Source organism: Chryseobacterium sp. CH25 (assembly GCF_004119455.1).
Classification (GTDB): domain Bacteria; phylum Bacteroidota; class Bacteroidia; order Flavobacteriales; family Weeksellaceae; genus Chryseobacterium.
In genome coordinates this window covers 942,954-963,517 of record NZ_NRQT01000001.1, presented here as the reverse complement: position 1 = coordinate 963,517, position 20,564 = coordinate 942,954, and the positions used below count along the sequence as shown (strand labels likewise).

The 20,564-nt window shown below is 34.0% G+C and carries 19 protein-coding genes; 18 read left to right on the top strand and 1 reads right to left on the bottom strand.

The window, feature by feature from the left end; translation table 11 throughout:
• Window positions 1–225: 225 nt before the first annotated feature.
• From BOQ64_RS04305 to BOQ64_RS04230, 16 genes are all read left to right on the top strand, one after another.
• Window positions 226–1,647, top strand: a complete 1,422-nt coding sequence (locus BOQ64_RS04305) for a T9SS type A sorting domain-containing protein (RefSeq protein ID WP_164975748.1) — start codon at window positions 226–228, stop codon at window positions 1,645–1,647.
• A gap of 257 nt (window positions 1,648–1,904) precedes the next feature.
• Window positions 1,905–4,523 (top strand): T9SS-dependent M36 family metallopeptidase, encoded by a 2,619-nt coding sequence (locus BOQ64_RS04300; RefSeq protein WP_228448147.1) that lies wholly within the window; start codon window positions 1,905–1,907, stop codon window positions 4,521–4,523.
• A 127-nt stretch (window positions 4,524–4,650) separates the two neighbouring features.
• Window positions 4,651–5,637, top strand: a complete 987-nt coding sequence (locus BOQ64_RS04295; protein ID WP_129058278.1) for an EamA family transporter — start codon at window positions 4,651–4,653, stop codon at window positions 5,635–5,637.
• 87 nt (window positions 5,638–5,724) lie between these two features.
• Window positions 5,725–6,717 (top strand): alpha/beta fold hydrolase, encoded by a 993-nt coding sequence (locus BOQ64_RS04290; RefSeq protein ID WP_129058279.1) that lies wholly within the window; start codon window positions 5,725–5,727, stop codon window positions 6,715–6,717.
• 149 nt (window positions 6,718–6,866) lie between these two features.
• Window positions 6,867–7,856, top strand: a complete 990-nt coding sequence (locus tag BOQ64_RS04285; RefSeq protein ID WP_129058391.1) for a hypothetical protein — start codon at window positions 6,867–6,869, stop codon at window positions 7,854–7,856.
• Between the two features lie 47 nt (window positions 7,857–7,903).
• Complete coding sequence (locus BOQ64_RS04280) at window positions 7,904–8,374, top strand: DUF4280 domain-containing protein (protein WP_129059642.1); 471 nt, start codon at window positions 7,904–7,906, stop codon at window positions 8,372–8,374.
• Window positions 8,375–8,382: 8 nt separating this feature from the next.
• Complete coding sequence (locus BOQ64_RS04275; protein ID WP_129058280.1) at window positions 8,383–11,067, top strand: hypothetical protein; 2,685 nt, start codon at window positions 8,383–8,385, stop codon at window positions 11,065–11,067.
• A gap of 64 nt (window positions 11,068–11,131) precedes the next feature.
• Window positions 11,132–11,971, top strand: coding sequence for a hypothetical protein (locus tag BOQ64_RS04270; RefSeq protein ID WP_129059641.1), 840 nt, complete (start codon window positions 11,132–11,134; stop codon window positions 11,969–11,971).
• A gap of 9 nt (window positions 11,972–11,980) precedes the next feature.
• Window positions 11,981–12,688: a hypothetical protein gene (locus BOQ64_RS04265; RefSeq protein WP_129058282.1), complete on the top strand. Its 708-nt coding sequence runs from the start codon at window positions 11,981–11,983 to the stop codon at window positions 12,686–12,688.
• Entirely contained in the window at window positions 12,685–13,659 is a 975-nt protein-coding gene (locus BOQ64_RS04260; protein ID WP_129058283.1) for a hypothetical protein, read from the top strand. Before BOQ64_RS04265 ends, BOQ64_RS04260 begins: the two co-directional genes overlap by 4 nt.
• Before the next feature lie 11 nt (window positions 13,660–13,670).
• Window positions 13,671–14,522 (top strand): hypothetical protein, encoded by an 852-nt coding sequence (locus BOQ64_RS04255; RefSeq protein WP_129058284.1) that lies wholly within the window; start codon window positions 13,671–13,673, stop codon window positions 14,520–14,522.
• 150 nt (window positions 14,523–14,672) lie between these two features.
• Window positions 14,673–15,155, top strand: coding sequence for a DUF3592 domain-containing protein (locus BOQ64_RS04250; RefSeq protein ID WP_129058285.1), 483 nt, complete (start codon window positions 14,673–14,675; stop codon window positions 15,153–15,155).
• 13 nt (window positions 15,156–15,168) lie between these two features.
• On the top strand, window positions 15,169–15,747 hold the full coding sequence (locus BOQ64_RS04245) for a hypothetical protein (RefSeq protein ID WP_129058286.1): 579 nt from the start codon (window positions 15,169–15,171) through the stop codon (window positions 15,745–15,747).
• Window positions 15,748–15,809: 62 nt separating this feature from the next.
• Window positions 15,810–16,214, top strand: coding sequence for a hypothetical protein (locus BOQ64_RS04240; protein ID WP_129058287.1), 405 nt, complete (start codon window positions 15,810–15,812; stop codon window positions 16,212–16,214).
• 158 nt (window positions 16,215–16,372) lie between these two features.
• Complete coding sequence (locus tag BOQ64_RS04235) at window positions 16,373–17,044, top strand: hypothetical protein (RefSeq protein ID WP_129058288.1); 672 nt, start codon at window positions 16,373–16,375, stop codon at window positions 17,042–17,044.
• Window positions 17,031–17,549, top strand: a complete 519-nt coding sequence (locus BOQ64_RS04230; RefSeq protein ID WP_129058289.1) for a DUF3592 domain-containing protein — start codon at window positions 17,031–17,033, stop codon at window positions 17,547–17,549. The genes BOQ64_RS04235 and BOQ64_RS04230 overlap by 14 nt, the downstream gene beginning before the upstream one ends.
• Here the strand turns inward: BOQ64_RS04230 and BOQ64_RS04225 are convergent.
• Window positions 17,546–18,694, bottom strand: a complete 1,149-nt coding sequence (locus BOQ64_RS04225; protein WP_129058290.1) for a multidrug effflux MFS transporter — start codon at window positions 18,692–18,694, stop codon at window positions 17,546–17,548. The genes BOQ64_RS04230 and BOQ64_RS04225 overlap by 4 nt on opposite strands.
• 75 nt (window positions 18,695–18,769) lie before the next feature.
• Here BOQ64_RS04225 and BOQ64_RS04220 point away from each other — a divergent pair, with 75 nt between their 5' ends.
• Entirely contained in the window at window positions 18,770–19,552 is a 783-nt protein-coding gene (locus tag BOQ64_RS04220) for an AraC family transcriptional regulator (protein WP_129058291.1), read from the top strand.
• 196 nt (window positions 19,553–19,748) lie between these two features.
• Window positions 19,749–20,195, top strand: a complete 447-nt coding sequence (locus tag BOQ64_RS04215; protein ID WP_129058292.1) for an SRPBCC family protein — start codon at window positions 19,749–19,751, stop codon at window positions 20,193–20,195.
• The last annotated feature ends 369 nt before the right edge of the window (window positions 20,196–20,564 follow it).

The following is a 20,564-nucleotide window of genomic DNA, read 5'->3' as shown; positions in this document are numbered from 1 at the left end:
CCTCCAGCGCTCAAACCTTCCGGGTCTCCAACTTCTGCTGCGGGGTAACCGTTACTATCGGGGCTATAATGAATATCTCGTCCTTATTAAAATTATTGTTTATATAAAGATGTTTTCTAGTGTTTTATGTTTATATTTTTCTGTTTTTTAATTAAATATGTTAAAATATTTCACTTAACAAAGAAAAAGTATTATTTTCATCACACTAAATTTAAAATATTTAACATGAAAAAAACATTCTTATTTTTCTTCATGACCTTTCTGATGTCATGGGGCGGCCTTAAAGCACAATCTGATTACATTATCATGCTGGATAATGGGAGTTCTGTTACTAATGCTGAATATGCCAATATGAAACGAGGTGCGATTAAGCTGATAGAAGAACTGTTAGCCTGCAATACCAGAAACAGAGTTGCTGTTGTGCAATATGGAACCGGAAAATATGGTGATACCAGCGGAACCGGAAAATCTTTACTTTATATTGAATCCGATTTTACCAACGACCACTTTACCGCTCAAAACTTTGAAAGACGTCTGGATTTCGGACATCTTTTTAATGAATCTCTGGTTCTGATTGCAGAAGCTTTAGGTGGGGCCGGGAATAATGATATCATAAGCCCTCAAATGACCTTGAGTAATACACAGCCTTTAAAATTTGTAGTATTCACAGATGCGGAAAGGAATTCAGGAGGTGCTGATGGATCTTATTTGGTGAGTTATAATAATACAGCTTACAGTGATCCATTGGCGTTTGAGATGGCTGTAAAGTTTAAAATGATGGGTGCGCAATTTACAATGATTCATGCCAATACAAATAGTGCGGCAGTAGGAGCGGCAGCATCTATTGCGAGTGCAGGAGGTTTGTATATGGGGGCAACAGGATTGGAGCCCAATGTGCAAGATCCTGATTATGGTGCGCTGCCAAGATTATATTATAACAGACCTAACGGGTTTAGTGTAGGACAGCCGGAAATGGATTACTGGCCAAACCTTGCATCGAATATATGCAATACCAATGGAATGGGAACGGTGAACTTCAGATATGAACCGGGTGAATGTATAGGAGCGACGTCAGGTATCGGTGGTTATTATAACCTTCCGGCTGGTGCTACTCTGGTAAACCTTAGGGTAGAGCTGATAGGGTTGCAGAACGGAACTGTATTTCCTGTAAATTTTACCCCTAACTTCGGTCCCGGGAATTTTTATAATTATTATTTCCAACCTTCAGACTTTGATAATGCTGTGAATGGTGGGGCAACTGGTGAGCAAAAATTCAGAGTGTCTATGGTTTATCTTTATAATGGTAACTATGAAATTGCTTATGCATGGAACAATTATCCTTTCTTTGATTATGATATTCTAATGAAGTGTCCGGTTTTAAGAGCTGCAAAATCTCAAACCGAAGAAAAGATTTTAAAATTAACACCTAATCCTACCACTGGTCAGTTTAAGGTTATTTTGAAAGAGGGAACGAGAGCAAGGATATTGGAAGTAAGAGACTTAATCGGAAATGTGGTTTATAATAAAGTGCTTCGTGGAGACAAAGAAATAGAAGTAGATCTGAGTTCCCGAAAAGAAGGAGTGTATATAGTGAATGTAATATCTGATAAAAACGAAATGTATTCAGAGAAAATAATTAAAAAATAATTAAAATTAAGAAACTGCTCACAAGAAAGAGCAGTTTTTTTTGAGTCAAAAACGAATGTGTAAACTATAGTCTGATATGGTCCTAAATATAATATACATGGGCTAAAACCGGATATGGACTTATTGTATTGATAAAATGGATAGTATGATATTCGTAATTTTTTTAATAATTCATATCAGATTATTTTTATGTTTTGTTAAATGTTATTGATTTTTATTTGTTAAATATTTGTAGATTCGCAACTTTAATAATGGATATGAAAAATAAAACTCTACCTATTCTGTTTGCGGTGTTTTCTTTATTTCCGGTAATTGCATTCGGACAAGATAACGAAAAGCTTATTAAAGATTATATTTCTCAAAATAAAATAAGAGAATATAAGAAGTCTGATCTCAATAATTTTATTGTAGATAATGTGGATCCTTCAAAATCATTAAATGGTAATGTTGTGAAATTTTTACAGACCTACAAAGGGGTACCTGTATATAATTCTGTTGGGACTGCACTTATTAAGGATAATAAAGTAGTTTATTACACGGATAATTTTGTGAAAGATTATGCTGTATCTACATCCGGAAATGTTACTGTAAGTAAAACCACTGCGCTTCATACTATTGCTGAAGATCTGAAGAAAACAGAGATCAATGATTTTCTTATCGGTGATTTTTCTGGGGAAAATAGCGACAGTAAAAAAATTGCAAAACAAAGACTTGTATACGTAGAGCATAAAGGAGATTTGAAGCTTGCTTATGAATATCTTCTAAGAGAACCAAAATCACCAAGCTACTGGAATTATCTGATTGATACCAATACAGGTGAGATCCTGGATAAAACAGATCTGAATCTATCCTGTAGTTTCCATCCGGGAGCTTACTCTCATAGCCATACTGAAATGGATTTTCCTCAGAATGATCTGATGGGGCCATCAAAAGCACATACACAGCTTACACCTTTCCTGGTACCGGATAATGCCAGCTATAATGTTTTCCCTTTACCAGTAGAAGCTCCAACATTCGGTTCAAGACAGGTTATCTCCAATCCGTGGTATTTACCAGCTTCACCGGAAGGATGGCATTCTGATGGTGATACCCATTATACCATTACGAGAGGAAATAATGTATATGCATATGAAGATACAGCAAATGCTGATGTTGCCGGTCTTTCTCCTGATGGTGGAGCTACCAGAAATTTTAATTTTCCATTCAGTATAAATGGTACTCCTGCTGCCAATCAGAACGCTTCAATTACCAATCTGTTTTATTTAAATAATAAAATTCATGACGTATTTTATAAATTCGGATTTACAGAAACAGCCAAAAATTTCCAACAGAATAATTTTGGAAATGGTGGACTAGGTAATGATTATGTGGAAGCAGAAGGGCAAGATGGTGGCGGACTTAATAACGCTAACTTCGGTACCCCTTCAGATGGAAATAAACCATACATGCAGATGTATCTATGGTCTGCAGTAAATCAGCTGTTTTTTTACAATACTCCAGGAGCTGCAGTGGCTCGTACCCCTATTACAGGTACTGCTGAGTTTGGTCCTGCATTAACAGGTACCGGAATAACCGGAGATGTACAGCTGGCATCAAGCGTAACGGCCTGTACAGCATTGCCGGCAGGATCACTTACTGGTAAAATAGGTCTAATTGAAAGAGGTGGTGGAACAAACTGTGGCTTTGCTGTAAAAGCAAAAAATGCTCAGGATGCAGGAGCTATAGCTGTAGTGATTTATAATAATGCAGCAGCTACAAATTTCCCATCGGGAATGGGGGGGTCAGATCCTTCTATTACGATTCCTACAGTTTCAATTGAAAATGCAGAAGGGGAATATATCAAAACTCAGCTTGCAGGTAATACAACGGTAAATATTACCCTTAAAAATGACCCTGCTACAAGTGTTACTCCGGACGGAAGTTTTGATAACGGAATTGTAACCCATGAATATGGACATGGAATATCAAACAGATTAACAGGTACAGGATATGGATGTTTATCTACATCAGTAAGTAGAGAGCAAATGGGTGAAGGATGGTCCGATTTCTTTGCTTTAATGCTTACCAACAGACCTGGAGATAATGCTTCTGTAGCAAGAGGTATGGGAACTTATGCAGGTGGAGAAAAAATAACAGGTGGCGGAATCAGACCTGCTAAATATTCTCCGGATTTTGCTGTGAATCCTTATACTTACGGAACTACGAATCAGATGCAGTATACAAATACAAGCGGAGCTTTGGTTACTGACTCTCACTCTATTGGTTTTGTATGGGCAACCATGCTATGGGATCTTCATTGGAAATATGTTGAAAAATATGGGTATTCTTCAGATGTAATGTCAACCACTCCTAATGGAAGCTCAAAAGTATTACAGTTAGTAACTGATGCTTTAAAGCTTCAGGGATGTAACCCTAGCTTTATTGACGGAAGAAATGCAATATTGGCTGCTGATGTAGCATCTACGAACGGACAGGATAAATGTATGATCTGGAAAGTTTTTGCAAAAAGAGGACTTGGGGTAGGAGCTTCAGCAGGAGTTAAGAATGTGATTACCGATCAGGTAGAAAACTTTGATATACCGGCAGAATGTGCTTCATTGGGTACAGATGAAGTTACTTCGTACAGAGATCAGAAAGTTTCTGTTTACCCGAACCCTGCAAAAGATGAGTTTTATATTGATTTCCCAAGCAAAACCCTTGGAAAAGTAAGTGTAGAACTATATGATATGTCTGGTAAACTGGTTTCTTCGGAAGATAAAATTTCTCCGGAAAATAAAAAAGCAATTTCTACAAGTCGCCTTATAAACGGTACTTATATCGTGAAGGTGAAAGGACTTGGTTTTGAAGCCAATTCTAAAGTGATTGTTAAAAAATAACTGACTATATAATCAATTTGGTAGATCGCCGCAAGCAAAGCTTGCGGCGATCTTATTTATCTATCATGTCAACACCTCAGAATATTTTAATTTATATGTTGTACCTTTGCAGGCTGTTAAAAAAATTATGAAGAAGAAAAATATACTAAAAGGTGTTTTATTTGTAGGGATTGGTGCTAGTATATACGGAATGTTGGCCACTTTCGTAAAAATGGCTTATCATGATGGTTTTACAACGTCTGAAGTAACTACATCCCAATTTGTATTAGGTTTAGCAGGACTTTTGATCCTGAATTTGATTCAAACTCTAACCTCGAAAAAGAAATTATCAATGCCAAGCTCCAAAGAGGTCAGAATGCTGATGCTTGCAGGAACGTCATTGGGAGGAACCAGTTTGTTTTATTATATAGCGGTTCAGTATATCAATGTGTCCATTGCTATCGTATTGCTGATGCAGTCGGTATGGTTCAGTGTTGTAGTGGAAAGTATTATTACCAAAAAGCTACCCAATGCAAGAAAAATTGTCGCTGTAATTATCGTATTACTGGGGACAGTTTTAGCAACCAACCTTATTAATATGGAGATCGAACTGGATTGGCATGGTGTATTCTGGGGATTAATGGCTGCCGCTTCGTATACATTAACGATGTTTACGTCCAACACGCTGGCTACTCATCTTCCTGTTTTCAGAAAGAGTATTATTATGCTGACAGGTGGTTCCGTTGTTGTTTTTGCATTCCTTTTCTTTGCACAGATAGGGCCTATGTATTTTGACGGATTAAAAGCTTTCTATTTGAACTTTACAGAAAATACAGAACATATTCACTCTTTCAATTATTCAATATTCTGGACGTATGGAGCTGTGCTGGCATTGTTCGGAACTATTATTCCACCAATTCTTTTCAATATCGGTTTCCCGAATGCAGGATTAGGACTGGGAAGTATTGTTTCTTCACTGGAACTTCCGGTTTCCGTAACTATGGCCTTTGTTCTATTGGGTGAACAGGTGTTTTTAATACAGTGGGTAGGAATTGCTCTGATTCTTTTTGCTATTGTTTTAATGAATCTTCCATCCAAAAAAGAAAAAGAAATTTCTGTAGCAGAATTATCATAAAAAAATAATATTTAACGAAAAATAACAGTTGAAAACCGTTCCTTTTGGAGCGGTTTTTTTAATTTTAAAAGCTTAAAGTAAAGTACCATGAGATATTTCAGAAATGTAGCCACAGCAATACTATTAACCGGATCGGGAGCTCTTTTTTCACAAGTAAAACCTTTAGATGCAATGTTGTCTGATTATCAATATCCCTATGAAGTGCATTTTAAAGATTTAAAATCTCAGGATAACGATCTGAAGATGGCTTATATGGATGTAAAGCCTCAAAAAGCAAATGGGAAAACCGTTCTGCTTCTTCATGGAAAAAACTTTAATGGAGCTTATTGGGAAAGAACAGCCAAAGATCTTTCGGAAAAGGGATTCCGTGTGATTATTCCGGATCAGATCGGGTTTGGGAAATCCTCAAAACCTCACAGTTATCAGTTTTCTTTTTCACAACTGGCCGAAAATACAAAGGCTGTTCTGGATGAATTGGGAATTGATAAAACCATTGTTCTAGGCCATTCAATGGGTGGAATGGTAGCTACAAGATTTACTTTGCTTTATCCTGAAAAAGTTCAGAAGCTGATTCTTGAAAACCCCATCGGACTTGAAGATTATAAGACATTCGCAGCCTATCAGAACATAGATCAGGCTTACCAATCAGAGCTTAAAAATACAGCAGAAACGTATAAAAATTATCAGCTGAAATTCTATTATGATAACAAATGGAAAGAAGAATATCAGCCATGGCTTGATCTGATCGCCGGCTGGACTCTTCATAAAGATTATCCACAAGTGGCATGGGATGCTGCGCTGACATCCGATATGATCTATAACCAACCTGTTTGTTATGAATTTAAAAATATAAAAGTTCCTACTTTATTAATCATTGGAACCAGAGACAGAACCGCAATAGGAAAAGACAGAGCTCCTAAGGAACTTCAGGCTAAAATGGGGCAGTATCAAGAGCTAGGGAAGAAAACCCAACGTGAAATTAACGGATCTCAACTCGTGGAGCTTGAAAATGTAGGACATCTTCCACATATTGAAGTCTATCCTCAATTTTTTGAGGCTTTGTATAACTTTATTAAATAGTCTATACTGGTTTTTATTGAGATGATTGTTATATAATCTGGCTGTAAAAGGGAGTTACAACAATTGTATAACTTTCTATTTATCCAAAACTGGTGATAAACAGAAATTTGTTAACTTTGAGGACACACTAAAGACGAAATGAGTTAATGATGTCGGAGATAAGATTATCAAAAAAACAAATTCTACATAGGCTAAATACGATCAAAATAAAACCTTCCGGACTTCAGGGAAGAAAGTTTGGTGTATCTGTAAAATACTATTCCGGTAATGAGGAGAAACCATCCAAAAGAATAGATTATACTGTAGATGCCCAACTGAATATTGAATATGGCAAGGGATCGTTAAGCATTAATAAAGAAGATATTTTTTACAACCAGCATGAACCGGATAAGGTCAGTGAAATTATCTCTTTGGCATTATCTGCAACCATTTATCCTGTGGAAGTAGATCTTAATGAAAAAGGTTCCGGAACGGGCGAGATCATCAATCATGATAAAATGTTGGAAAGATGGAAGATTCAAAAATCAAAAATAGCTGATAAATACAGCAGTAAAGAGCTGGATGTTTTTTTTGAGAACTTTGAAAATAAGCTTCAAAATAAAGCTGTTATTGAACAAAGTCTGCACAATGACTGGTTCTGGAATCTGTTTTTTCATCCTAAATTCATTCATTACGGAGATACCCGAAAAGTTGAAAGAGATCTTTATCTTTCTGTAATTCCTTATCGTGGACCGTTGAAATTTTCAGGAGTACAGACCATTGATAAATTTCCTACGGATTATCACTCTTTTGTCATAGAATTTGAAAGCGAAGAATTATTGGCTCCAAGGTATTTTTATCCTGAAGGTCACCATGATGATGGTACTCTTTATATGACACTTAAAGTGATCTTTGATCATGATCTGTATCATCATTTTCCGATGCACACAAGAGCTTATTTTGAAGTATTCTCAAGGGATTGGTCGGGAGAAAAAGTATTCGTGAAAAAGATCCATTATACCCAATATCAGTTGGGGTCAGAGGAATATAAAGACAAAGTATTAGATGAAAGCAGTCCTTTTATTACAGGTGGTCTTGTAAAAGTGCCGCCTAATAAATGGGGATTTGATAATTTCGAAAGAATAGAAAACGACTGGTAAAATGTATCGGTTCAGGAAAAAGACTTATTTTTACACAAAACACCAAAATGTCACTAAAAGAAAAAGTAGTACAGGGAGCAATCTGTCAATGTAAATTTGGCTCTGCTCCGGATAAGTTAAAAGTACTTACACAAACCAAATATTATGTGAATGACAATGCTGGTAGCAGTAAACTTGCCGCTACCCATAAAGATATTGGAGCGACCTTTGAGAAGAATACTTTCGGTTCATGCGCCAAAAAAAATAATACCCCATGTTCAGCTGTAGTAACCCAATGGAGCGGCTACTACGAAAAAGAACTCTACGATCCCCCCGGAGGCTATATCCTGCTGCAAGACAGCAAAGCAACCTGTCCCATCGGAGGTACAGACTGTATTTCTATCATGAAATCCGGACAAATGGGAGAACCTACCAAAAAGAATCTTCAGAACGCGGATAGTGAACTGCAGTCACATGTTAATCCTGTGATGGATATGAAGAATTATAATGAAAAAGAGGCTTATAAAACTAATTTTTAAAGAAAACCATGGGAACAGCAGGGATTAAAAAAGCATTAATTAAAGATGCCAAGCAGAATGTAAAACCATATAATAATAGTTTTCTTGTAGAATTGGGGCATGGGCATAGTTCTTTTACCGCTTATGTTGATAAATCTTGTTTGGGACCGGGAACTGAAAACCCGGAGACTACAATTAAAGATGTAAAGTGGTTTTTGGTAAGAGAACATGTCTGGTTTAATTATAAACAGACATATTCTGAGCTCAGTCCCAGTAATTTTTTTACAAAATTAACTACTGAGGAAGATGGAACTAAAATTTTTGAAGGAAATAATCTGATTGTAAATGTTAGCAGTATTAAAGGAAATGGGAATGGAAATATTGGAGTTGTATATTTATTAATTCCATATAGTGTTTTTCCAGAATCAGACGGCGTAGAAATCCTAAGAGTTGTAGTATTGGATAAGCCACAGATATTATATTGTCATTTTAAGTTTCCAAAAGAAGGAGGGTATATCCCACTGGAAAATAATGAGAAGAGAGCTGCTTATGGGCAAACTGTAGAAGTTGAAATGTATGCTCATTTGTTACCTGATTGTAGAAATTATGCTGAAAAATTTGTTTTTGATGTAGAACTTATAAATAGAGGGAATGCAGTCGCTAAATTAGAAAAACAAGAACTCAAATTTGATGGTACAAAAGGATTATTTTATTACAATCCAAGAAAGAAGTTAGAGTTTTTTATTGACCCTGAATGGCAGAAAAATCATGTAGATAAAAAAAGTGATGAAAAGTTTTATCTTAGATTAAAGGGGTATATTGGTTATTCAGAATCTGTTTATATTGCTTCAGATCACGTGGCTGCTACTGGTGAATATGATTCGGAGAAAGCTACTACAGATTGGACTCGACTAGAGAATGGTAAATGGGTGTATGATAATTCAAGAGAATTATTAGTGCCCTATGATACAATGAGTGAGCTTTTAAGCCGGTTTGAAGTTGCAAAAAATGACCAGATACAATATATTGGTGATATCCGTTATACTCAAAAGGGAATTGATCCGTGTGGTTATAGTACAATTACCATAAAAGATGAAAGTGATAAAAACAGAGATCCTTTAGTCATTTTTGATGAAGATGAAACTAAGAGTCCTATAGATAGAACTGCTCAAATTTTTGGATTGATTACTGGTGAGGAAAGAAAGAATGTATCAATCACATTGGGTAAATTAACTAATAAAAATGTTTTATGTAATGGACTGCTTTTAGAAGCTGGGCAAAAGCATAATGATGCTAAACACATTTTCCAGATAGATAGAGTAATGCCTGCTTTAAGAAATAAAGATGGTGTTTATGTAGTAGTACAGGATCCTGAACAGGCTGGAGATGTAGACGTAGTTCCTGATAAAAAGAGGGGCTTATCAAAGGATGTAAGTGAGGTACAGCAATGGCAAGAAGGTATTGACTTTAAATTTGAGGGAGAAGATAAGATGATTTTGATGCTGAGATATATGTATAATAAAACAGCTTTCGAGAAGATTCAAAATCCAGATAATAAAGTCGTAAATAATTTAATGAATGATATATGGCTTTTTAATTATTTTTTATTAACACAAGATAAGGCTCAAATTTACTTTTTACCAATATCAACGTGTAGATATCCAAATCAATTAGCTAAAATAAATGTATATCCCGATATTGAATGGTTGCTTAGTTTAAAGCTTAGTTCAACCACACCTAACGTATATTCTCATACAAATATGCCTTCTGGTGTAACTCATGAAATTCATCAGGAAAGAGCTTTAGAAGCTGGAAATAATAGGAGGTGGTTAAATAAAGAAGTTTCTTTTGAACTTGTACTTAAGGCAACAACAGGATCAGTTGAAAAATCAATTGGGGTTAGTTATGAAGAAAAAATCACAACATTACTTAAAGCATTAATAAAAGTAAAAGAAACGTTAGATAGTATTTGTGGTGTTACCAGTGCTAGAAGTGGAATGGCCGCTGGAATTGCTGACAGGTTGCCTGGATTTTTAGGAAAAAGTCCTATTACATTTCAGTTGGATTATCCTGTTATTACCATTGAAGGAGGGTGGAAATTTGGATATAATGCCACTACTAAAAATGTCGAGCCACAAGGTAAACTTGCTGTTGCTTTTACTCCATTGATAAAAGGAACAGGTAAATTAGATTTAATAGCTTGTGCAGAATTTATTCCCCCAGCTAAACCAATTATTGTAGCAATTCGAACTGCTACTAAAGCTGTAGGTGTTGATATCTGGTTTAATTTGTATGCTTTTGGGCAAATAGATATAAGTTATACCTTTTTATTTGGAGCAGTAGATGGTACGGAACCACTTAATATTGCCACAACCGTAGGTGTAGGGGCTGAACTTGGAGTAAAAGCTTCTGCGGAAGTACCTAAATTAAGTTTTGGTGGCGATACAACCGATGATATGGATATTGGCTTTGAAGCATCTGCTCGTGGAGAAACATCAATAATAATTTCTGGAAAACAAGGTTCTACAACAGAAGGAATTTATGTTGAACCGTCTTTAGGATTTGGTGGGATGGTAGTTTTTGTTACTGCTAAAGCCAGTGTTTGGAAAATGGGTGTAGGCTTTGAAGAAAAACCGTATGAACTTATAAAACCAGAGCCGGATCTGTTAAAAGATAGATTTTATATAATAAAAGCGAATAATGATAAAAAGTAGTTTAATAAGCTTATTTGTAATGATGTTAGTATCATCATGTCAAGGACAAGAAAAAGAAAAAAAAATGGAAAAAGTAAAAGAAAACATCATCAGTTCCATCCATTCATATAGTACCACACCTGTCTATTCGCTACAAATGAATAAACAAGGCTGTAAACTTGTTGTCGAAATGGAGGATAATGTTGATTATCGATTGACAGAGAATAGAGGAGAAAGTATTATGTTACCTTTAAACGTGATGATTACTAAAAGTGGTAAGCAAACTTTAAAAATTAAAATTTACCCAAAGGACGGAGATCAATATATTACGAAGTATGCTCATGTTAAAGTTAATATTTTTAATGCACCTGATAAAAGTAGCTCTTTAAAAGATTACAAAAAAATAGCTGAATTCACTTTGCCAGAAGGATTAGAAAGTCAAAAACTTCCTTTTTATGAACATACAATTGATTTTGATGCTACAGTTCCTTTTGATTATAGTAAAGAGTTAGATAAGGCAGTTGCCCTTAATAAAATTCCTAATATTGAAGAGCTGGTTGTAAAAAAGTACAATGAAGTAAGAGCCATTTGTGAAAAATCAGATGTAGCTGCATATACAAGCCTTAGTGCCCACTCTGCTGCCTTAGTATATAATGCAACATATACTGATATTCAGGAAGTGAAAAATAAAAATGAGAACCAATATGGGATTGTAGATTCTAAACTAAAAAATAGAACTTTTATTCCTATTGAAAATTATTATATGCAATTCTATGCAAATAATAAAATTGTAGCATTATGGCAAAGAAATCACAATCCTTTATTGTATTTGAAAGGTGAGAATTCAACAGGAAAAGTAGTTGAAGGCGGTGATCCTTTATTTTTATATATGCCTGAAGGAAGTAATGAATTAAAAGCTTGGTAAAGGATTTTGATGGTTAGAATACATGGGCTTTTAGGATTTATAGTAAGAAATTTCTTGCTGTTTTTTCAAATATATGCTATCGTATATGTTTTTATTAACTCATATATTAATCAATGGTTTTCCCTGAATAGAGAATCTTTTTTTGAATTTGAAAAAGCTGTTGTTATCAATTTTTTTCAGGCAGAAATTCTATTCCTATATCTCTTTTATAAGAAGATTAGGAATAATAATAAGTCTGCTAAATTGAAAACCATTTATTTGAACTATCTGCATGATATGGAGAAACAAGGAATTAATAAAAAGAAGGCTTTGATATCGATGTTGATTGCGCTTATTATTTTAGCATCAATTTTTACTCTGTTGATATTGAAATCCCCATTTGGTAGCTTTATTGAATTAGTGATAGGACTTAATGAAATAATGATAAAAAATGTTGAAATATTGGTCCCATGTCTCTTATTTGCTGTTTTTCTATATTTTCAATTAAGATACGAGAGGCAAGATACTTCTTTCAGTGCCTATAGTCGATTTGGTATTATCATGTATAGCTTTGGAATTTCAATACCATTGTTTATCGCTTTATTCATTATACGAATTTATTTTTCTGGAAAAACTGAGGATTCTTTTGTGCCAGCAGGATTACTGGCGATTAATTTATCTTTTTTGATTACAATTATTAAGCAAAAATCATTTAATGCAATCAAAAGTAAGTCATGAAAAATAAGGCAATTTATAAAATTTTACTATTAACAAGTCTTGTTGGATTCACTATACAATCATGCGCGCAAGATAAAAAAAAACTAAAATCAGATATAAGTCAAATAGAAAAAGATATTATACAAAAAGAGTTTGGACATAGTTATCGTTTAAAATACGAACATAATAATTGTTCGTATGAGATTCTAATCAATGATGTGCCATTAATTACTTTTTATGGATTAGGAGAGCGTTCTACTACAGCTTATATTAACCAATATATGTTGAAACCAGGGAAACAGGAAATTACTATACGGATGTATCCTAAAAAAACAGACGATACAAAATTTAACGAAACTCTTGATTCTACTTCTTTTGTCAAGTTAAAATTGGATAAAATTAAAATGGGAAGTCAGGAATGGGAATTTTCGAAGGAAGGAAAAGCAAGAGATTGGGAAGAGGTATTGGCTTATCAAACCCCTAAACTTGAAAAAGATGTTCCCTTTGCAGAATTTAAAATTCCTTTTGAGGCATCAAAACAAGAATTAACTTGGGAAATAAAAGGCTGGAGCGAAAGCCAAGCTTTAGTCAATAATGAAGCTCTGAAAAAAGAAGTGTTTGATTTCTATAAGAACTTTCAACAAGTCATAGAAAATCAAGATAAAAATGCTTACATGAATTTACTTGCTCATTCTATTTTTGAAGAAGCATCAGCTGATTCATGGGAAAGTAGGGCATTTATAAAAGATGCAATGGAAGAATTGGCAAATAAACCTATTGCTAAACAAAAGTTTTTATTTCCTATCAATGAAAACACTGCTGAACTAAAATTCTATGGAAATGGAAGAGTGGTGACTTTGGTAAGTAAAGATCCTCGTTCATTTGGATATTCACCATTAGTAGCAAAAGGAGAAAAGAGTAATTTTCCTATCGCTTATACTTTCTACCTGCATAAGCCAAAAGGAAGCAACAAACTAGAAATTATTAGGTAAATAAAATAATTTTGAAACAGCTTTTAAATATCGGAATCAAAATAATAGGAATTATATGTTTAATTGCTACAATCATCATTGCTATTATTGCATATACTTATAAGATAGAAGTTTTACCTACTTATTTGGCTATTATTTTTTGTGGAATTTTATTTGAAAGTTATAGAATTTCGAAAGAAAGCAAATCAATCTTGTATGTTTTATTATGTGCTTATTTTATTAGCTTAATTGTTTTCTTTCCTAATGAAGGAAAAGGTGTTTATCATTTTGAAGAAAAAATTAAACGATTACCATATGTTTTATGTTTTTCCTATTTAATAATTTTAATTGCTTCCCATAAAAAAAGAATAATCCCCAGACTAACCGAAGGAGTAACCTTACTGCTTTCGGTTTCTTTTATATATTGGTTATTAAGTAAGCAATTGCTGAATTTTGAAACTTGGTATTCATCAATAATAACAATAGTTACTTTATTATTTTCATTAATTTCCATCATTAATGGATTGTTTTTGGTGAAACTTTCTAAATTAAATCGTTTAATACTAAGTATTTGGAGTACAATAATAGTATTTGTAATAGGTGTAGATAATTTTATAGATTTGATGAATTATGGTAGTTTTAATCATCATGGTTTTTCTGATACATTTAAAATGGCTATTCAATATTTTCTTTTTGGGATGAGTAGTATTTACTTAGTTCAAAACTTTTTTTTATTATTGCTTCTAGTGCCATCGAAAGAAGATAAAGACGATATTTTGTTTTACGAAAACATCAGAGATCATTACGGACGTTATTCTGAAAGTCAGGTAAAGAGACTTTTTTCCATTTTTGCATTATATATTGCTTTGTATTCTTTTATTTAAATTATAAAATAAAAATTTTACCTGTAAATACCATTATTTGGATAGTTACATTTACATTTCCAGTTATATTAAATATAATGATAAAGATTAACGATAAAATAAGAAAAAGTAAGTCCATTGACTTCTGATGAAATTAAGATGTATTAAGCCATGAAAAATAACAGTTTCTGGGTAAGCTTCTTCTCCCTTGTATTCATGCTTTTATTTCTTGGTTTCGGTGGAAAGGGACTTTATTACAGCTTAGAGAAATTTTATAAGCATACCAGTTTGGTATTGAATGGTGTAAAAACAGAAGGACATATTACAAGTTATACAGAAAGCAGAAAGGAAGAGAAGAATAAATATACAAGATTTTATTCTCCTATCATTAGCTATTATGATACTGTCAACAGGTCTTACACACTGTATGCTGATTACAGTAGTAACAGTAAAGAATGGTCAAATGAAGTAACAATTTACTATGATAAAGACGCTCCTTCAAAAGCTATTCGGGGTGGGTTTTGGTATTTATGGTTTTCTCCATTTATCGTATTATGTCTGTCTTTGATTCCGTTTGGGTTGGGAGTATATCTGCTAAAATATAATATCAGGCTGATGATGGGAGGACAAAATAATAAGTCTGGTTCTTGTTAAGAAAAGTTGATGCATGTTGAAATTATCAGAAAATAAAAACATGAGAACCGTTGGTTCTTTTGTTCCGGTTTTTAAATATGTCGGAATTATTTTTACATGGGTTAGCTTGATGAACGATACAGATCTGCAAAGCTTTCTTACCGTTTTTGAAAAAAAGATTGGGTTTGAAATATTTCTTTTATCAATAAGTTTTTTCCTGATAGGGCTTGGCCAAAATACCAAAACGAAAAAAGATCCTGCAAATTATAGAGTATACATCCTATTGTTTTCCTTATTCACAATAGGTTCTGTAATAGCTGCTTGGAATAATATCCAATTACTAATCTCTGTCCTTATTATTATGTTGACTCATCTGTTCAGTTTTATAAGCCAGTCAGGAGAGTATGGATCTTCTGCAAATGATATATTTATAAGTGGGAGAGGTTCCATTTTTTGCTTTGTTTGGGCTGTTATTTACGGAATTCCTGTCGGATTGCTCTTAAAACATTTCAATGTATGGGAAAATACTGTAATTTTAGGAACTGCTGTGATTGGATATTATTCAGTATTGTTGTTGTTTGAAATTAGATTTTGGCTAAAATCAAGAGGATAAACCTAATAACTACTATTTTACTTATGTTTCATAAATTCTATTCAGAAGATCATTTTTTAATTTTGGAAAATCCTTTTCTTAAAGAGAAAATAGACTTTAATTCCATTGATGATATCATCATTTCCAGTCAGTTTCCATCCAGAAAATACTCTTTGTATATGTTCTTTTCACAGCCGGTACAATATGAAGAGAAAAAAGGCTGGTGGAATAAGATCATCTGTGCTATCATTAATAACAACAATAATCCTTATCAGATTAAGAGATCGTATTATGATAATGAGATTGAGCCTTTGCTGGCACTTATAAAGAAAGGGTTGCCGGAAGCAGATCTTCCTAATTTGAAAAATAGTCTGTTTTGGAGAACAGATGATGGAAAAAATATCTTTTCCAATATGAAAGTGATGTATAGCAGAGAGAGAATTCTGTTAGCTGATATTCTTAGGAAGCATGGGATGATGAGAGAATAGTGGAATTTATTGTATTTTAACCCTAAATAAATCAGGTAAAAGCAGTCCTGCGACGAGTAAACAGTTCTGTATAATAGTATTTCTGATGATAATTGGAAATGTTGGGTGTTCAGGCAAGTCTAATTCTCAGGACATAAAAACTGAAATTATATAATCAAATGAAAATCAAATATACATTTATCATTCTTTTTCTCAATCTAATGATGGCTTCCTGCCAGTCAAAATCTGAACAAACAGAGTTGAGTATTTTGCAGGAGCCTAAAAGTATTTTTAACAATAAAGAATATCCACTCAGATATCATAATTATACAGATGACGTTCATAGTAGGATCGTGTTGCAAGGTACTCAGATTCAGGAAAAATGGCAGCTTTTCAAAGACTTTAAATTCGATTATATGGATGTCTATTGTAATAAGGAAAGGATTATTGGTTTTAAAGGATATGTAGCAGAAACTGACGCTAAAAATAATAGAGATAAGGCATATCAGGATCTTGTAAGACGTATTTCAGCAGATAAGAATTATGATCAGATTGAATTGAAAAATGATGATCCGAATGTTGTAACCCATGAATGGGAGTCTAAAGAATTGATTCTTGGTTTAAAGTATGAAAGAATAAATAAAAGTATTGCTTTGATAGCCATACGTAAAAATGAGTTATCCTATTTTTCTGATAAAATATTCTATAGTGAATTTTTAAATCTGACTAGATGGAGAAACTCAGACTCACAGGTTCATTTTAAAGAGTTAAAAGTGCAACCTTCAGCAAATGATAAGAGCTTTTACAAAGAAAAATTTAAAGATCTGAAAAAAGAGTATGAAAAGAAATGATGCGGTAAATCAATACAGAATAGACAAAAAAAGAGATAATCGTGTAATCGTTATTCTCGCTACTATATTTACACTTTTATTCCTGGCAATGGGGGCTGGAGGAGTCTATTACAATGGTAGTAAATTGTACAGACATATCAAATTAGTATCTGATGGAGTAAAAACGGAAGCAAGGATTACGGGGTATAAAGAAAGCTGGTCGAAGGATGGTGACGAGATTAATTATACCAAAATGTATTCTCCGGTTATCACTTATTATGATTCTTCCAATCATTCGTATATTCTTTATGCTGATTATAGCAGTAACAGCAAAGAATGGTCCAATGATATAACTGTGTATTTTGATAAAAAAGATCCTTCCAAAGCCATTCTTGGTGGGTTTTGGAATCTTTGGTTCAGTCCATTTATATTTCTGTGTCTTCACATGATCCCATTAATAATTGGATTGCTTGTTCTAATATATTACATTGGAACATTAAAAAAGAAAAAACCGTTTATAACTTAAACGGTTTTTTCTTTTGATTTGAATGCCAGTAAAGTAATGACCCCAATCCCTGAAAAAATAACACATGAAATTCCCAGATTCTGAATAAAACCTATACTTACCAAACCACTTCCTATCAATACATAATAAATAAGTCCCAGCAGGGCTCCCGCACTTCCGGTTTCATTTTTATAATGGATTAATGCAGTGCTCAGAATATTCGGAATAGCCATACTGAAAGCCATCACGATAAAGAAGTAAGGAATCAGAAAATAAATTCCACATCCGCTTAATATCCACACAAAAGCAGAAGCAACAAATGATCCTACTACACTTGCAATAACTAAAATATTAGGAGCTATATTTCTTAAAAGTAGAAATCTATTCAGTTTGGCCCCCACAAAAGTTCCTGCAGCCAAAATAATACTGCTGTATCCAAAAACATAGGATGAATACTGTTGTTCTTTAAAAATAAAAGGTGCCAGAGAATAATAGGAAAACAGCAAAACATTAAAACTCATAACCAATAAACAACATTTGATAATGTCGCGGTCTCTGAGCATTCGTTTCAATAAACCAAACAGAAACTGTAAATTGATTTCTTTTCCGGAATGATGGGTTTCAGAAACATTTCTTCTGGAAAGAATATAAAATACGACTGCTATCAGATACAAAGTGATAAAAACCCCTTGATGACCCGCTGAAGAAGCAAGAACCGAACCTGTGCTCATTCCGATAATCGGACTGATGGATAAACCAATCCCGATCCACGAAAATACCTTACTGATATGGTCCTTGTCATAAGTATCACGCAGAATCGTCTGGGTAACAATAGAGCCTACAGAAATACCAAAAGCAGAAACAATCCTGGCAGCAAGTAAAATCATAAAACTAGGAGCGAAAATAGCAGCAAAAGTTCCAATTCCATAGGTAATCAGCCCATATTCTAATGACTTTTTTCTTCCAATCCTATCGCATTGTACACCCCAAAATGCCACTCCCAAAGCAAAAGCGATAAAATACAGGCTTATCGTTAAGGTGGTAGATTCTTCATTCACTCCAAATTTTTCCTGAACCATTGGTAAAACAGGACTGTAAATGGTTTCCACAAACTGAGGAAGCATTACCAATACCGTCAATAGCCAAAGCGGATTTGTCTTTTTCATTTTTTTCTGCAAAGTTTTGAAAATTTCAATGTATATTTATAATGATATAAAAACAAAAAATATCAAAAATAAGACATGGCTGTATTAAAGCAGAGCGAAGAATTTAATGCTGATGCTCTTAAGGAAAAAGTAATTGGAATAGCTTCTGATATGGTTATGCACGACTCCGGTTTTCATAGCCATAAAACTAAAGCTCAACTTCTTTATGCTCCTTCAGGCTGTATGACGGTAACCACTTCCGATCGCCAGTTTGTATTGCCACCATTCAGAATGTTGTGGATACCGGCCAATGAAAACCACCGGGTGAATTTCCGTAACGTTGTGGCTTACAGATCTATTTATTTTGACAGTGAATATGCAGAAAAGTATATGAAATCCAGTCTTAAGGTTCTTCACGTAAACCTTCTGCTAAAAGAAATTATTGAAAGAATATGCTTCTGGGAATGGACTGTCTTGAATCCTGATCAGAAAAATATATTAAATGTATTCTGGGATGAAATAGTGAAGGCTCCTGAAGAAAAGTTAGAACTTAAAATGCCCATTGACAGACGTTTTAAAAGAATAGTAGAAGAGTGGACAACAAGAAATTCCCTGCCACCTATGCTGAAAAACCTGGCAGAACAAACCAGTGCCGTTGAAAAAACAATCACCCGTATTTTTAAAAAAGAAACCGGACTTTCTTATCAGGAATGGAGGCAGCAATGGCGTCTTCAGCGATCTATAGAACTTTTAGTAGATGGAAACTCAATAGGAGAGGTGTCTCATATTTTAGACTTCTCCTCAGACAGTGCTTTTATTGAATTTTTTAAAAGACATACAGGATCCACACCATTTCAATACCTCATAAAAAACGAATAAACCTACTTACCATCTATCCCAAACAAATACTCCAGTTGAAGGACTGAACATTCCCCTCCTCCGGAGGGGTGGCAAAAATTCAATAATTTTTGACGGGGTGGTTAAACTATTACCTTTCAATCCATTTCTTGTCTTATGCAAAGCCCATTGCCAATTAATTTCTATAAAATTGTATAGGCAAACTAAAATAGATACCATGAACAATTACACCAATACAATAGAAGTAAAAACCACTGTAAATAAAGCTTATCAATCTTTAACTCATCAGATTCCGTTTTGGTGGACTGATATGTTTGAAGGAGCTTCCGCACAGATAGGAGATGTATTCACTATAAGATTCGGAGCAGATATTTACAAAACAATGAAGGTGAAAGAAGCGATCCCTGATACAAAAGTAATCTGGTATGTAGAAGACTCATTAATTGCTCTTCCTGAATTAAAGAATCAGACTGAATGGATCGGGACAACCATCGTTTGGGAAATAGAGCCAGATGGAGAAAACATTCAAATAAAAGTTACCCACCTCGGCTTAAGCCCGAATATTGAGTGTTATGATATCTGTTCTAATGGTTGGGTACAGTTCCTCGGCAGCCTGAAACTCTTCCTGGAAACCGGAACAGGTACTCCATACAAAGCAAAATAGCATACTATGAATTAATAGGGATATATCCGTAAATAGTATTACTTATTGCTCATTATTTATTACTCATATTATTTCCCACAGATAGCGCAGATTTTCACAGATCTTAATGGTAGATGTAAACGGAATTTTGACTGACCTAGGAATTAGGAGCGTTAAGAAAATGTCAATGTAATCCGTTAAAAAATTTCCACTGTCTGAGCATGGGTTCTCTTTTGAATCGAAGAAGTACCAGATGATCCATGCGAGTTTGGAAATTTTAGGAGTACATTGACATTTTTAGTGGATAATTCCAGTCTTGAACTTTTGTATACTTTTGTTTGACTACGTCGAATCTTCGATTTCAAGACAAAAGTATAAATAAGCATTACT

What these genes read in the sequence shown, in the direction of transcription:
- BOQ64_RS04305 (WP_164975748.1), top strand. Translation starts at nt 226, where the DNA reads ATGAAAAAAACATTCTTATTTTTCTTCATGACCTTTCTGATGTCATGG.
- BOQ64_RS04300 (WP_228448147.1), top strand. Translation starts at nt 1,905, where the DNA reads ATGAAAAATAAAACTCTACCTATTCTGTTTGCGGTGTTTTCTTTATTT.
- BOQ64_RS04295 (WP_129058278.1), top strand. Translation starts at nt 4,651, where the DNA reads ATGAAGAAGAAAAATATACTAAAAGGTGTTTTATTTGTAGGGATTGGT.
- BOQ64_RS04290 (WP_129058279.1), top strand. Translation starts at nt 5,725, where the DNA reads ATGAGATATTTCAGAAATGTAGCCACAGCAATACTATTAACCGGATCG.
- BOQ64_RS04285 (WP_129058391.1), top strand. Translation starts at nt 6,867, where the DNA reads ATGTCGGAGATAAGATTATCAAAAAAACAAATTCTACATAGGCTAAAT.
- BOQ64_RS04280 (WP_129059642.1), top strand. Translation starts at nt 7,904, where the DNA reads ATGTCACTAAAAGAAAAAGTAGTACAGGGAGCAATCTGTCAATGTAAA.
- BOQ64_RS04275 (WP_129058280.1), top strand. Translation starts at nt 8,383, where the DNA reads ATGGGAACAGCAGGGATTAAAAAAGCATTAATTAAAGATGCCAAGCAG.
- BOQ64_RS04270 (WP_129059641.1), top strand. Translation starts at nt 11,132, where the DNA reads ATGGAAAAAGTAAAAGAAAACATCATCAGTTCCATCCATTCATATAGT.
- BOQ64_RS04265 (WP_129058282.1), top strand. Translation starts at nt 11,981, where the DNA reads ATGGTTAGAATACATGGGCTTTTAGGATTTATAGTAAGAAATTTCTTG.
- BOQ64_RS04260 (WP_129058283.1), top strand. Translation starts at nt 12,685, where the DNA reads ATGAAAAATAAGGCAATTTATAAAATTTTACTATTAACAAGTCTTGTT.
- BOQ64_RS04250 (WP_129058285.1), top strand. Translation starts at nt 14,673, where the DNA reads ATGAAAAATAACAGTTTCTGGGTAAGCTTCTTCTCCCTTGTATTCATG.
- BOQ64_RS04245 (WP_129058286.1), top strand. Translation starts at nt 15,169, where the DNA reads ATGTTGAAATTATCAGAAAATAAAAACATGAGAACCGTTGGTTCTTTT.
- BOQ64_RS04235 (WP_129058288.1), top strand. Translation starts at nt 16,373, where the DNA reads ATGAAAATCAAATATACATTTATCATTCTTTTTCTCAATCTAATGATG.
- BOQ64_RS04230 (WP_129058289.1), top strand. Translation starts at nt 17,031, where the DNA reads ATGAAAAGAAATGATGCGGTAAATCAATACAGAATAGACAAAAAAAGA.
- BOQ64_RS04225 (WP_129058290.1), bottom strand. Translation starts at nt 18,694, where the DNA reads ATGAAAAAGACAAATCCGCTTTGGCTATTGACGGTATTGGTAATGCTT.
- BOQ64_RS04220 (WP_129058291.1), top strand. Translation starts at nt 18,770, where the DNA reads ATGGCTGTATTAAAGCAGAGCGAAGAATTTAATGCTGATGCTCTTAAG.
- BOQ64_RS04215 (WP_129058292.1), top strand. Translation starts at nt 19,749, where the DNA reads ATGAACAATTACACCAATACAATAGAAGTAAAAACCACTGTAAATAAA.